Raw genomic sequence first — 12,278 nt, forward strand, 5'->3', positions numbered from 1 at the left:
TCCCGAGCAAGGAGGAGTCTCATGCGGACGCAGCGCGCACCGCTCACCCGACCGCCGGAAACGGCCACGTTCGACAAGAGACCCGAAGCGGTCGCCGACGCACGGGACCTCACCCGTGCCTTCGTCGCCGGGCTCCATCCGGCGGTCGGCGACCAGAACGCGTCGAGCGTCGAGCTCGTCGTCTCCGAGCTCGTCACCAACGTGGTCCGGCATGCCCGCGGCACCCTCTGTTCCCTGCGCCTGCAGGCCCGCAGGGACGTCATCACGGTCGCGGTCTCCGACGCCGACCCACGGCTCCCGCAGGCGCGCGAGCCCGATCTCGCGGGCGATGCGGGCGGGTTCGGCTGGCCGATGGTCCAGCACCTGGCGCGGGTGGTGACCGTCAGCCTCGACGCGACCAGCAAGACCATCCGGGCGGAGCTCGCGCGGTAGCGGGCCGACTGCGCACGGCGGGCGGGCCGCCTCAGGACACAGGTGACTGTGGACCGGCACGGGGTATCCGGTCCCCATGGGTTCGTTCCTGGTCACTCCGGGAGGTGGACGATGGTCTGGTGGGCGTATGTGATCGCCGCGGTCGTCGTGGTGGGTCTGCTGGTCGCCGCGTTGGTCGGCGTGCAGGCCCGGCGGCGCAGCGGGGGCGTGATCGTGGTGCGGCGCGGTCGGCGGCCCGGGCGGGGGAGGGTCCGGTGACGGCCTCCGTCCCGGCGGCGTTGATGCCGGCCGGTGACCTCACCAAGCGTCCCGTGGTCACGTTGGGCGGCGAGGCGGTGGCCCAGGTCAAGGATGTCGTGCTCGACGGCGCGGGCGGCCGGATCGCCGGGTTCACGCTGGCCGGGCGGGGGCTGCTGTCCGGCCCGCTGCGCAAGAGCCTGCCGTGGTCCGCGGTGCACGCCCTGGGCGTGGACGCCGTGATGATCACCTCGGCCGAGGCGCTGGAGGGCAAGGCCGCCGTCGCCTCCTGGGAGGAGGCCTCCGGCAGCCTGGTCCGCGGGGCGCGCGTGCTGACGGACCGTGGGGTGCAGGTGGGCACCGTGCTGGACGTGGTGGTCGAGGCGGGCCCCGAGGGGCGGGTGGTCGGCGTCGCGATGACCTCCACGGAGGCGCTGGGCAGGCACGGGCGCAAGGTGTTCCTGCCGCTCGGCGGCCGCCCCGCCCTGACCGGCGACACGTTGCTGGTCCCCGCGCAGGACACCGAGCACGTCGTCGAGGAACTCGGCCAACTGGCCACGGCGTTGTGGCGCAAGCGGCTCACCGGTCCGGGCGGACCCCGTGTCACGGGTGAGGAGCGGACCTCATGATGCTGCTCAGCCAGGCCGTGGGCCGCCCGGTCGTCAGCTCGGCGGACGCCGCTCAGGTCGGCACGGTGGCCGGTCTGGTCCTCGCGCCGGAAGAGGCCCTGATCACCGCTGTCCGGCTGGACGGGGTCAAGGGCGGCGCCGACGTCGTCGCCTGGGCGGACGTGCACGCGGTGGGGCCGGACGCGGTGGTCATCGGGGCGGCCTCGGCGGCCCGGTTCGCCTCCACGGACTCCTCCGAGAGCCAGGAGCTGCTCGGCAAGCGCCTGTTGACGGAGCTCGGCGACGCCGTCGGGACCCTCGCCGACGTCGCCTTCGACCCGGATTCCGGCCGCATCGACACCCTCCACAGCTCGCGCGGCGAACGCATCCCCGGTCACCGGCTGCTCGGCGTCGGCTCGTACGCCGTGGTGGTCCGCGTCTGACCCTTCCGATCGGATGCCGGAGCGGGTCCCTCAGACGTCGCGGCGGTCCACCGTGAGGACGGCGGCCGTCGCCGCGGCCAGTGGCCAGACGGCAAGGACCAGCCACGCACCCGTGGACGTCCACGGGTGACGGGAGTCGACGGCGCCGCCCTCGGCGAGCCGCAGCCACGCCTCGTACGGCATCGTGTGGTCGAGGACCGCCGTCCAGTACCGGTCGTCGCTGAGCGCGATGGGCAGCAGGAGCAGCAGCACGAAGGTGACGACCAGCGTGGTGCCGCCGTGCCTCAGGAGCGCGGCGAGCGCCATTCCGGCCAGCGCGGACACCGGTGCGAGCAGCCCGGACGCGATGACGAGCCGCCACGCGCCGGGGTGGCCGATCGGGACGCCGACTCCCCTGCCGGACAGGATGGCCTGGGTCAGCCAGAAGGAGCAGCCCGCGACGACCGCGCCGAAGACGGTCATGACCGCGGCGACCACCGTGACCTTGGCCGCCATCAGCTGGCGTCGGGCGGGTACGGCCGCGAACGTCGTGCGGATCAGCCCGGTCCGGAACTCCGCGACCAGCGAGAGGGCGCCGACGGCCCCGGCCGAGAGCATCAGGACCAGCGCGGAGTTGACGGTGAAGGCTTCCTGCAGCGGTATGCCGTCGCGAACGAAGCGGGCCCCGTCGGCCGCACTGTTCTCCGACCAGTAGCGGTACGTGTCGTACGCCGTACCGGCGTTGAGGGCCAGGACGGCGAGCCCGGCGATCAGCAGCGACCAGCCGGTGGAACGCAGCGAACGGAGCTTGAGCCACTCGGCGGCGACGAGGTCGCCGAACCGGGCATCGGCCGACCGGGTCATCGGGGTTCTCCTGTCGGGTACTTGAGTGCCGGGTGCTCGATTGTCGGGCGATCGAGTGTCGGGTATTCGAGGCTGTCGGCGGTCAGTTCCATGAACGCCTCCTCCAAGGAGGCCGTGCGCGTGGTCAGTTCGTGCAGCGGGATCCGGTGGTGGAGGGCGAGTTCGCCGATGCGGGGCGCGTCGAGGCCGCTCACGACGAGCCGCCCGTCGCCGTCGGCGCCCACCGAGGCGCCCTCGGCGGTCAGCAGCGGTGTCAGCGTGGGCGCGTCAGGCGTCCGCACGGTCACGGTGCGGCGGCCGGAGCGGCCCGCGAACGCGTCGAGGCTCTCCGCGGCGATGAGCTCGCCGCGGCCGATGACGACCAGGTCGTCGGCGGTGTGCTCCATCTCGGACATGAGGTGGCTGGAGACGAACACGGTGCGGCCCTCGGCGGCAAGGCGCCGGAACAGCCCGCGGACCCACTGCACGCCCTCGGGGTCCAGGCCGTTGAGCGGTTCGTCGAAGAGCAGGACCGGAGGGTCGCCGAGCAGCGCGGCGGCGATGCCGAGGCGTTGCCGCATGCCGAGGGAGAAGCCCGCGACACGGCGCCGTGCGGCATCCGTGAGGCCGACCTCCGCGAGGACCTCGTCGACCCGGGTGCGCGGGATGCGGTTGCTGCGGGCGAGGACGCGGAGGTGGGCGTGCGCGGTGTGGCCGCCGTGCACGTCGCCCGCGTCGAGGAGCGCACCGACGTGGCGCAGGCCGCGCGCCCGTTCCCGGAACGGCCGCCCCGCGACGGTGACGGAGCCGCCGGTGGGGCCGTCGAGGCCCAGGATCAGGCGCAGAGTCGTGGACTTCCCGGCGCCGTTCGGGCCGAGAAAACCGGTCACCAGACCCGAACGCACCTGGAACGTAAGGGAGTTCACCGCACTCCGGGTGCCGTATCGCTTCGTCAGTTCATTGACTTCGATCACGAGGACCACGGTGCCGTGCGCGGCCCCCGCGCGTCGTCGGCCCTGCGCCGACACTTGCCGGGGCGGCTGTCGACCGTGGTTGTACAACCGTGGGTCGATTCCCTGTACGAGTCCCCCTGGCTACGATCGGCGCATGTCAGCCACCCCGTCGTTCCCCCTGCTCAAGCACGCGCCGCCCGGTGTGTGGGTGGCCGTGTCCTGGTGCCTCGGCATGGCTTTCGGCGCGCGTGACGACTTCGGGGTCTCGTGGCTGCCGACGAGCGCGGAGCCGGAGCCCGGGCCGTGGGAGTGGCTGCTCGTGGCCGCGGCCGTCGGGACGGCGCTGTCCGCGGGGCGGCTGCTGAGCCGCCGCCCCCTGGTCTGTCTGGGGCTGCTGATCGTCGCCTCGTTCGCCGCGACCCTCGCGATCGGCGAGACGAACATCGGGTTCCTGCAGTATGCGGCGGTCGACATCGCCATGGGCTACGTCGTGGCGACCGGCACGCGCCGGGACCACATCGCCGCCGTCGCCCTGGCCCTCTGCGTCCTGCCGGGCTACGCGTTCCTGCGCCAGGCGCTCGGACTCCCCCTGCGCCTCGAACACACCATCACCTCCAGCTGGTCGGACTGGCAGATCTTCGTACTGACGGCCGCCGTCGCCTGGCTGGTCGGCAACTCGGTGAGCAGGACCCGCGCCTACACGGAGCGGCTCGGCGCGCAGGCCGCCGCGCAGGCCGTCACCGCCGAACGGCTGCGCATCGCCCGGGAGATGCACGACACGGTGGCCCACAGCATCGGCATCATCGCCCTCCAGGCGGGCGCGGCCGCCCGGGTCGTCGAGACCCAGCCTGCCGGTGCGCGCGAGGCGATGACCGCCGTGGAGAAGGCGGGCCGGGACACACTGGCCGGGCTGCGGCGGATGCTGGTCGCGCTGCGGGAGACGGAGCCCGGCCGGGGCCCGGACCGGGAGCCGGTGCCGCGCGGACCGGCCGAAGGGCTCGCGGACGTCGACAGGCTGGCCGCGTCGACGACGGCCGCCGGGGTGCGCGTGGACGTGGTGTGGCGGGGCGAACGGCGGCCGCTGCCCGCGGACATCGACCTGTCGGCGTTCCGCATCATCCAGGAATCCGTCACCAATGTGGTGCGGCACGCGGGCGTCACGTCCTGCACCGTGTCCGTGGACTGCCGCGAAGAGGAGCTCACCATCGAGATCGAGGACAGCGGAAGGGGCGGCGCCGCGCCCGCCCACGGCACCGGATTCGGCCTGGTCGGCATGGGCGAGCGAGTCGCACTGCTGCACGGCGAGTTCAGCGCCGCTCCGCGCACCGGCGGGGGCTTCCTGGTGAGCGCCCGGCTGCCGGTACCGGCCACGGCGGGTGCCCGGTGACGATCCGCGTCCTGCTGGTCGACGACCAGCCCCTCGTCCGCACCGCCCTGAGCATGGTCATCACCGAGGCCCCGGACATCGAGGTCGCGGGCGAGGCCGCCTCGGGCGACGAGGCGGTCCGGCGCTGCGCCGAACTGCGCCCGGACGTCGTGGTGATGGACATCCGGATGCCGGGCACGGACGGCATCGAGGCGACCCGGCAGATCACGTCGGGCGCCGCGCCCGCGCACGTCGTCATCCTGACCACGTTCGACGACGACGATTACGTGTACGGGGCGCTGCGCGCGGGCGCCGCCGGATTCCTCGTCAAGGACATGGCCCTGGACGACATCCTGGCGGCGGTGCGCACCGTCGCGACCGGCGACGGACTGATCGCGCCGAGCGTCACGCGCCGCCTCATCAAGGAGTTCGCGGGACGCCCCGAGTCCGCGCCGCCGCGCGGGGCGGCGATCTCCGGCATCACGGACCGCGAGCGCGAGGTGCTCACCCTGGTGGGCCGCGGCCTCTCGAACACCGAGATAGCCGCGGAGCTCTGTCTGAGCGTCGCCACCGCGAAGACGTATCTGACCCGGCTGCTGGCGAAGCTCGACGCCAGGGACCGGGTGCAGCTGGTGATCATCGCGTACGAGAAGGGGCTCGTGTCGGCGGATCGCTGACGGCCCCCTCTTCCCTTCCGGTGAGTTCGCGTCGTGTTCACGCGTCCCTCATTGACTCGCCTCCCGCGCCTCCTTAGCTTCATGGCGCATCTGCCAACGCGGGAGGGGACTGTCGTGCGCCGACGTATCTGGGGGGCGGCCGCCGCGCTCGCCCTGTTCACGGGCCTGGTACCGGTGCCCTCGGCGCAGGCCGCGGCGCCGCACAGACCCGGGCCGCTCCCCCTGGAGCGGCTCTTCGACAACCGCGCGGTCAGCGACGACACCCGTCCCGCCGACGCGGACTTCGACGGAACGGGCGGCTCCCTGTCCGCCCGGGACCTCGACGCCGCGGGCTGGACTCCCGGGCGGTCCCTTGCCGTTGACGGGGCCCGCCTCACCTGGCCGCGCACCGCGCCGGGCACGCCGGACAACGTGCGCGCCGACGGTCAGCCGGTGCGGGTGCGCGGCCGCGGCGACGCCCTCGCCTTCCTGGTCGCAGGCACGGGCGGCGACGCGAGCGGCACGGGAACGGTCCACTACCGGGACGGCTCACGCGGCAGCTACCGGCTCAGCGCGCCGGACTGGCGCTCCGGCCCGCTCGCCACGAAGTCCGTCGCCCTGCCGCACATCAACACGCCCGGCGGCCAACTCGCCGAGAAGGCACGGCTGTACGTGGTGACGGTGCCGCTGGCCCGCGGGCGCGAGGTCGCATCGGTGTACCTGCCGCGCGACCCGGGCGCCGCGGATCTGCATGTGTTCGCCCTGTCGGTGCGGGCCGGGACGAAGGGCTGGACGGGCACCTGGTCGGCGTCGACCGCGGGGTACACGGCGGTGGGGCCCTGGGCCGACCGGACGGTGCGGCTCGTCGTGCACACGAGCACGGGCGGGCCGCGGGTGCGCATCCGGCTCGACAACACCTTCGCGGCGGCCCCGGTGCGGATCGGCGGCTCGACGGTGGCGGTGCAGGAGTCGGGGGCGGGGGCGCGGGGCGAGCCGCGGCGGCTGTCCTTCGGCGGCGCACAAGGCACGGAGCTCCCGGCGGGCGCCCAGGCATTCAGCGACCCCCTCGACTTCGACGTCCCGGCCAACGCGAATCTCCTGGTCAGCTTCCACCTGCCCGACCCCGTGGTGGCGGCGCCCGTGCACAGCCAGGCCATCCAGCAGTCGTACGTCAGCGGCCCCGGCGACCACGCGGCGGACGGCTCCCCGGCGGCGTACACCTCGACGATCACCACATGGCCGCTGCTCACGGGCGTCGACGTCAGCGGCGGGCCCGGGTCCGTGGTGCTGCTCGGCGACTCGATCACCGACGGCGTGAAGTCGACGCAGGACGCCAATCGGCGCTGGCCCAACGTCCTTGCGACGCGGCTCCTGAACCAGTCGGAAGTCCCTCGGTACGGCGTGCTCAACCAGGGCATCTCCGCGAACCGCGTGGTCGCCGACCGCTACCCCGGGGACGGCGTCTCCACCGACACGGGCGGCGTGAGCGCCCTGCACCGCCTGGACCGCGACGTCCTCGCCCAGACGTCGGCGCGGACCGTCGTCGTCTTCGAGGGGATCAACGACGTGCGCTGGGGCGCCTCGGCGGACCAGGTGATCGCCGGACTCCGGGAGGTCGCGGACCGCGCACGGGCGCGCGGGCTGCGGACCGTGGCGGCGACGATCGCGCCGTGCGAGGGCGAGTCCCTGTGCACGGCGGCCGCGAATGCACAGCGCGAGGCCGTCAACGCCTATCTGCGGGGCGGGGACGACTTCGACGCCGTGCTCGACTTCGACGCGGTGCTGCGGGATCCCGCGCACCCGGCGCGGATCCTCCCCGCCTACGACAGCGGGGACCATCTGCATCCGGGCGACACGGGCCTGGCCGCACTGGCGGAGTCCGTGGACCTGCGCCTGCTCGTGCCCTGAGGTCTCGGGGCCGCTCCGCCTCAGACGTCGAGGTCGACCACGACGGGGGCGTGGTCGGAGGCACCCTTGCCCTTGCGCTCCTCACGGTCCACGTACGCATCGGAGACCGCCTTCGCGAACGGCTCGTTCCCATAGACGAGGTCGATGCGCATGCCCCTGTTCTTCGGGAAACCGAGCTGACGGTAGTCCCAGTACGTGAACGGGTGGGCGTACTTCAAGGGGCGGGGCATGACGTCCGTCAGGCCCGTCTCGCGCAGGGCCGTCAGGGCGGCGCGCTCGGGCTCGGAGACGTGGGTGGCGCCGACGAAGAGCGCCGGGTCCCAGACGTCGTCGTCGGTCGGTGCCACGTTGAAGTCGCCGAGGACCGCGAAGGGGCGGGGGCCCGCCGCATCCGTGGCGACCGCCGCCTTCAGGGCCTCGAACCACTGCAGCTTGTAGGCATAGTGGGCGTGGTCCACCTCGCGGCCGTTCGGCACGTACACCGACCAGAGGCGGAGGGGGCCGCAGGTCGCGGAGACCGCGCGGGGCTCCTCCGCCCCGTCATACTCCGGGCCGCCCGGGAGGCCCTTGACCACGTCTTCGAGGCCGACCTTGGAGACCAGCGCGACGCCGTTCCACCGCCCTGTCGCGTTCACCGCCGATTCGTAACCCAGCTCGCGGAGCTCGTCGGCGGGGAACTGCTCGGCCGTCGTCTTGGTCTCCTGGATGCACAGCACGTCCGTGCCGGTGGCCTCCAGCCAGGCCAGGAGCCTCGGCAGCCGAGCGGTGATCGAGTTCACGTTCCAGGTCGCAATGCGCATGCCTCACAACCTACCGGGCGGCACTGACAGTCACAGGTCCGCCGACTGCCCGGGTGTCAGACGCAGGTGCTCGGCCCCGCCGAGGCCACCGATCTGGTTGTCGTAGATCGGCCGGGCGAGGTCGGTGAGGAGCGCGTCGTGGATGTCGAAGGCGCGCTGCGGCTTGACCTCGCGTACGTAGTCGATCACCTCGGAGATCTTGTTCCAGGGGGCCATGACGGGCAGCATCAGCGTCTCGACGGGCTGGTCGGGGACGGTGAGCGCGTCGCCGGGGTGGAAGACCGAGCCGTCGACCAGATATCCGACGTTGGTGATCCGCGGGATGTCGGGGTGGATGACCGCGTGCAGTTCGCCGTGCACCTGGACGTCGAATCCGGCGGCCGTGAACGTGTCGCCGTGCCCGACGGTGTGCACACGTCCGGGGAAGGCGGCCGAGATCTGGTCCGCGACGGACCTGAGGGTCCAGATCTCGGTTCCGGGGCGGGCCTCCATGGCAGCCCGCAGCCGGTCCTCGTTGAAGTGGTCCGGGTGCTCGTGCGTGACGAGGATGGCGTCGGCGCCGAGCGCGGCGTCCTCCTCGCTGAAGCCGCCGGGGTCGACGACGAGCGTGCGCCCGTCCTTTTCGAGGCGCACACACGCGTGGGACTTCTTCGTGAACGTCATGCGCGGCGCGCGCCCGGCCCTGTTCTCGGGAGATGTCGTCATGTCTCCCATCCTGCTACTCCTGCGGCGTGGTTTCCTCACGGATCACTGCCTGCGCGACCTTGAAGGCGGAGTTGGCCGCAGGGACGCCGCAGTAGACGGCGGCCTGGAGCAGCACCTCCTTGATCTCGGCCGGGGTGAGGCCGTTGCGCAGCGCCGCCTTGGTGTGGAAGGCCAGCTCGTCCAGGTGGCCGCCCGCGACGAGCGCGGTGAGCGTGACGCAGCTGCGGGAGCGGCGGTCCAGGCCGGGCCGGTTCCAGATCTCGCCCCAGGCGTAGCGCGTGACGAGTTCCTGGAAGTCCCCGGAGAAGTCGTCGGCCGCGGCGAGCACCCGGTCGACGTGCGCATCGCCGAGGACGTCGCGGCGCACCTTCATCCCCGCGTCGTACAGATTCGCTCCCACGCTGCCCGGCACGGCCTCGGGCTGCTCCGCGGGGCCGATCTCGGCGACAGGCGCGACGGGCACGGGCGGCGGGGCGAGCACGGGCTTGAGGGGCGGCGCGGAGATGGCCGACTGGCCCCCCGAGGTCGCGTCGGGGGCGGGCTGCCAGGCCGAGGAGAAGTGCCGGACCAGGAGGTCGGTGACGGCGCCTGGCTGCTCGACGGGCGCGAGGTGCGAGGCGCCCGGCACGACGGCGAGCCGCGCGTCGGGGATCCCCGCGACGAGCGTGCGGGCCTCGCCCTGGCCGGTGACCTGGTCCTCCGACCCGACGAGCACGAGGGTGGGGACGCCTATCCTGCCGAGCTCGGCGCGCACGTCGAAGGCGGCGAGGGCCTCGCAGGCTGCGATGTAGCAGCCGGGGTCGGTGGTGCGCACCATCTGCACGGCCCAGTCGGTGATCGCGGGCTGGGCGGCGGCGAAACCGGGCGTGAACCAGCGGTCGGGGGCGGCGCGGGCGATGGGGTCGAGCCCGTTGCTGCGCACGATGACGCCGCGCTGGCGGAACTCGTCGGCGGTGCCGAACCGCGGGGAGGCGGCGATGAGCCCGAGCGAGGCGACGCGGTGCGGGTGCCGCAGGGCGAGCTCCGCGCCGATGGCGCCGCCGAAGGCGCAGCCCGCGTAGCCGAAGCGGTGCACGCCGAGCTCGTCGAGCGTCGCGAGCAGCCGGTCGGCGAGCTCTCCGACGGAGCCGCACGGGTGCGCGGGCGCGCCGCCGTGCCCGGGCATGTCGAAGCGGAACACCCGCCAGTGCCGGATCAGGTCGGGGATCTGCCGGTCCCACATGTGCCAGGTGGTACCGAGTGAGGCACCCAGGATCAGGACTGGGGCGTCCTCCGGCCCGTCGAAGCGGTACTGCAGGGTGTTCTTCGGTGTCTCGCTCACCCGCCCGACCCTCTCATCAATCGCGAAAAGTCACATCGCCGGGGTGAATCTAGCGGGACTCGGCCCTCTCGCGACGGCGGGTCCGTCGCTGTCGGAACCCTTGCGGGGGGGGGTGTGGCGGCCCGGACGAGGCTCGGCGGGACCACCTGGAGACCTTCCAAGATCCCGCCCTTGCCCGGTTGGAAGACTTGGCCAGGGCCTGGTGGATCCTCCGGTTCCTGCTACCGGTCCACAGCCAGAAGACGGACTCTGCATGCACCTCAATCCCATTGACCATGGGGCGGGGCACATCGCTCGGCTGATGGACCACGAGGATCACGCTCACTCCTCCGCCACAACCCCGTGCAAGCCCTCCCAGGTCGTGGCGGCTCCGCGAAGGGGTGGTGAGCGTGGGCGGGCCCACCGAGACCACGCTCTGGAACATCTGGCACCCCGTGGAGGCCGTGCCGCCGATCCGCAGCAAGCGCGGCCAACCGCTACGGCGGCCCAGGCATCTGTATGCCGACCGCGGCTACGATCACGACCTCTACCGCGACCGGGTGCGCAGGTTTGAGATCACCCCGCATATCGCCCGGCGCGGCATCGAACACGGCTCCGACCTGGGCGTCTACCGCTGGGTCGTGGAGGGCACGATCGCGCTGCTGCACTGGTTTCGCCGCTTGCGCATCCGCTGGGAGATCCGCGACGACATCCACCATGCCTTCGTCGCCCTCGGCTGTGCCCTCATCTACTGGCGACGGCTGAAATTGTCGCTGTGACTCGTGTCGCCGTGGCCCACAGGTCTTCGCGTTCGTCATGGTGTTCTGCTGGACCGCTGCGGATGTGGGTCACGGCGAGCCTCGGACGCGTTGAGCGGTATAGGTGACCGTTAGGCGCGGGTCTGCGACCTGGCCGCCGAGCTCGTCGACGAGCGAACCGAGGCGAGTGAGGAACTCTTCGCAGTCGGGCGCGGAGAGTTCCGCGATGTTCGGGAACGTGGACCACTGATCCCGTGCGGTCTGCGCGGTCAGGATCTGCTCCCATTCGATGATCTCGACGGAGACATTGTCGAAGTAGCCGCCCGTGGTCAACTGGCTGCGCCACCGGTCGGTGTCGAGGACGTGCGAGCGGCTGTCCCGGTAGCCGGTCTCGGCGGGCAGCAGGTCATGGTAGACCTCGTCGAGCCGGTCGCGGAAGAGCGTCGGCCGCTTGGCGTCGCCGAAGTCGTTCCACCACGCCGCCAGCCAGCCGCCCGGACGCACCAACCGGGCGATCTTCGCGGTCGATGTGGCCGGGTCGAGCCAATGCAGCGCTGTCGCCGCCGCCGCGAGGTCGAACCCGCCTGGCCGCCAGCAGCGGCTCGGTGGCCAGGCCCCGTACCGGCACCGATCTCGAGCACCCGCGCACCGGGCCGCAGCCCGCAGCGCTCTGCCAACAGGTCGAAGACTGCGTCCGGGTACCGTGGTCTGCCTCGTTTATAGGTCAGCGCATCAGCGTTGAACGACATCCGGCGAGCTGCGCGCGTCGTGTCAGCCATCATCGATCGCTCGGCGGTGACAGCATCCTGAGCAGCTCCGGTGTCGAGGCCAGGTTCTTGATCGTCCACTTCGGCACTCTGCCAGCTACGCCTTACGGGGCCACAGGATTTTCGCCCTGGGTACCATGCGCAGCTGGGAGCCACAGGTGGTCGCGAAACCTCGTGATGCTGCACAGCAATGCCGCGCTTATTTCGTTACGAGTCGTTAGGAACGCCCTTTGGTGCCCGGCATCCGAGGCCGGAGGAAAGCCCCTTGTCAGGGTCGCAATCCGCGCGAAAACCGCACCGCCACAACCCTCTTCTGAAGGAGCACGGTCCGGCCGGAGCGGTCTTCCGGCGCTTCGGCTGGCCGCGCAGCCAGACCCTTCTGGAGGTGGTGCGCCGTAGGACGGACATGCTGCGAGCGTCGGTGAAGGCCCCGAGGTGGGTCTCGGCCCATTCCAGGGGGCTGCGGCACCCGGTTCACCGACGATCGGTGGAGAGCCATCGAGCCCGCCGGGTGGAGCGCCCC

At 72.3% G+C, this 12,278-nt stretch carries 13 protein-coding genes and 1 pseudogene; 8 read left to right on the forward strand and 6 right to left on the reverse strand.

All coding sequences use genetic code 11. The features are described from left to right. The first annotated feature begins 21 nt into the window (after nucleotides 1-21). From ABZV77_RS00190 to ABZV77_RS00205, 4 genes are all read left to right on the forward strand, one after another. Nucleotides 22-432, forward strand: coding sequence for an ATP-binding protein (locus tag ABZV77_RS00190; protein WP_356248656.1), 411 nt, complete (start codon nucleotides 22-24; stop codon nucleotides 430-432). Nucleotides 433-543: 111 nt separating this feature from the next. Then, on the forward strand, nucleotides 544-690 hold the full coding sequence (locus ABZV77_RS00195; RefSeq protein WP_356248658.1) for a hypothetical protein: 147 nt from the start codon (nucleotides 544-546) through the stop codon (nucleotides 688-690). Further along, complete coding sequence (locus ABZV77_RS00200) at nucleotides 687-1,298, forward strand: PRC-barrel domain-containing protein (RefSeq protein ID WP_356248660.1); 612 nt, start codon at nucleotides 687-689, stop codon at nucleotides 1,296-1,298. The genes ABZV77_RS00195 and ABZV77_RS00200 overlap by 4 nt, the downstream gene beginning before the upstream one ends. Continuing rightward, nucleotides 1,295-1,720, forward strand: a complete 426-nt coding sequence (locus ABZV77_RS00205; protein WP_356248662.1) for a hypothetical protein — start codon at nucleotides 1,295-1,297, stop codon at nucleotides 1,718-1,720. Before ABZV77_RS00200 ends, ABZV77_RS00205 begins: the two co-directional genes overlap by 4 nt. A gap of 30 nt (nucleotides 1,721-1,750) precedes the next feature. Here the strand turns inward: ABZV77_RS00205 and ABZV77_RS00210 are convergent, their stop codons facing one another. Then, nucleotides 1,751-2,563 (reverse strand): ABC transporter permease, encoded by an 813-nt coding sequence (locus tag ABZV77_RS00210; protein WP_356248664.1) that lies wholly within the window; start codon nucleotides 2,561-2,563, stop codon nucleotides 1,751-1,753. Then, a complete protein-coding gene (locus ABZV77_RS00215; protein ID WP_356248666.1) occupies nucleotides 2,560-3,516 on the reverse strand; it encodes an ATP-binding cassette domain-containing protein in 957 nt (318 codons plus the stop codon). The genes ABZV77_RS00210 and ABZV77_RS00215 overlap by 4 nt, the downstream gene beginning before the upstream one ends. A gap of 133 nt (nucleotides 3,517-3,649) precedes the next feature. Here ABZV77_RS00215 and ABZV77_RS00220 point away from each other — a divergent pair, with 133 nt between their 5' ends. The 3 genes from ABZV77_RS00220 (at nucleotide 3,650) to ABZV77_RS00230 (ending at nucleotide 7,425) form a co-directional block, all read left to right on the forward strand. Further along, nucleotides 3,650-4,882 carry a sensor histidine kinase gene (locus ABZV77_RS00220; protein ID WP_356248668.1) on the forward strand — a complete coding sequence of 411 codons (1,233 nt, stop codon included), beginning with the start codon at nucleotides 3,650-3,652 and terminating at the stop codon, nucleotides 4,880-4,882. Then, on the forward strand, nucleotides 4,879-5,538 hold the full coding sequence (locus tag ABZV77_RS00225) for a response regulator transcription factor (RefSeq protein WP_356248670.1): 660 nt from the start codon (nucleotides 4,879-4,881) through the stop codon (nucleotides 5,536-5,538). Before ABZV77_RS00220 ends, ABZV77_RS00225 begins: the two co-directional genes overlap by 4 nt. A gap of 81 nt (nucleotides 5,539-5,619) precedes the next feature. After that, a complete protein-coding gene (locus tag ABZV77_RS00230) occupies nucleotides 5,620-7,425 on the forward strand; it encodes an SGNH/GDSL hydrolase family protein (protein WP_356248672.1) in 1,806 nt (601 codons plus the stop codon). A 20-nt stretch (nucleotides 7,426-7,445) separates the two neighbouring features. Here the strand turns inward: ABZV77_RS00230 and ABZV77_RS00235 are convergent, their stop codons facing one another. From ABZV77_RS00235 to pcaC, 3 genes are read right to left on the reverse strand one after another with little or no spacing between them, the layout of a single operon-like run. Then, nucleotides 7,446-8,225, reverse strand: coding sequence for an exodeoxyribonuclease III (locus tag ABZV77_RS00235; RefSeq protein WP_356248674.1), 780 nt, complete (start codon nucleotides 8,223-8,225; stop codon nucleotides 7,446-7,448). Between the two features lie 30 nt (nucleotides 8,226-8,255). Beyond that, complete coding sequence (locus ABZV77_RS00240) at nucleotides 8,256-8,888, reverse strand: MBL fold metallo-hydrolase (protein WP_356250089.1); 633 nt, start codon at nucleotides 8,886-8,888, stop codon at nucleotides 8,256-8,258. A 55-nt stretch (nucleotides 8,889-8,943) separates the two neighbouring features. Continuing rightward, nucleotides 8,944-10,251 carry a 4-carboxymuconolactone decarboxylase gene (pcaC, locus tag ABZV77_RS00245; protein ID WP_356248676.1) on the reverse strand — a complete coding sequence of 436 codons (1,308 nt, stop codon included), beginning with the start codon at nucleotides 10,249-10,251 and terminating at the stop codon, nucleotides 8,944-8,946. 434 nt (nucleotides 10,252-10,685) lie between these two features. Here pcaC and ABZV77_RS00250 point away from each other — a divergent pair. Beyond that, nucleotides 10,686-11,009, forward strand: a pseudogene (locus ABZV77_RS00250) (transposase); the annotation flags it as partial. Nucleotides 11,010-11,078: 69 nt separating this feature from the next. On the opposite strand, the gene ABZV77_RS00255 reads toward ABZV77_RS00250, so the two are convergent. Then, nucleotides 11,079-11,495 (reverse strand): hypothetical protein, encoded by a 417-nt coding sequence (locus tag ABZV77_RS00255; RefSeq protein WP_356248678.1) that lies wholly within the window; start codon nucleotides 11,493-11,495, stop codon nucleotides 11,079-11,081. Nucleotides 11,496-12,278 lie beyond the last annotated feature (783 nt).

This window comes from Streptomyces sp. NPDC004732 (genome assembly GCF_040609235.1).
In the GTDB taxonomy this organism is placed as follows: Bacteria; Actinomycetota; Actinomycetes; order Streptomycetales; family Streptomycetaceae; genus Streptomyces.

What these genes read in the sequence shown, in the direction of transcription:
- ABZV77_RS00190 (WP_356248656.1), top strand. Translation starts at nt 22, where the DNA reads ATGCGGACGCAGCGCGCACCGCTCACCCGACCGCCGGAAACGGCCACG.
- ABZV77_RS00195 (WP_356248658.1), top strand. Translation starts at nt 544, where the DNA reads ATGGTCTGGTGGGCGTATGTGATCGCCGCGGTCGTCGTGGTGGGTCTG.
- ABZV77_RS00205 (WP_356248662.1), top strand. Translation starts at nt 1,295, where the DNA reads ATGATGCTGCTCAGCCAGGCCGTGGGCCGCCCGGTCGTCAGCTCGGCG.
- ABZV77_RS00210 (WP_356248664.1), bottom strand. Translation starts at nt 2,563, where the DNA reads ATGACCCGGTCGGCCGATGCCCGGTTCGGCGACCTCGTCGCCGCCGAG.
- ABZV77_RS00220 (WP_356248668.1), top strand. Translation starts at nt 3,650, where the DNA reads ATGTCAGCCACCCCGTCGTTCCCCCTGCTCAAGCACGCGCCGCCCGGT.
- ABZV77_RS00230 (WP_356248672.1), top strand. Translation starts at nt 5,620, where the DNA reads ATGGCGCATCTGCCAACGCGGGAGGGGACTGTCGTGCGCCGACGTATC.
- ABZV77_RS00235 (WP_356248674.1), bottom strand. Translation starts at nt 8,225, where the DNA reads ATGCGCATTGCGACCTGGAACGTGAACTCGATCACCGCTCGGCTGCCG.
- ABZV77_RS00240 (WP_356250089.1), bottom strand. Translation starts at nt 8,888, where the DNA reads ATGACGTTCACGAAGAAGTCCCACGCGTGTGTGCGCCTCGAAAAGGAC.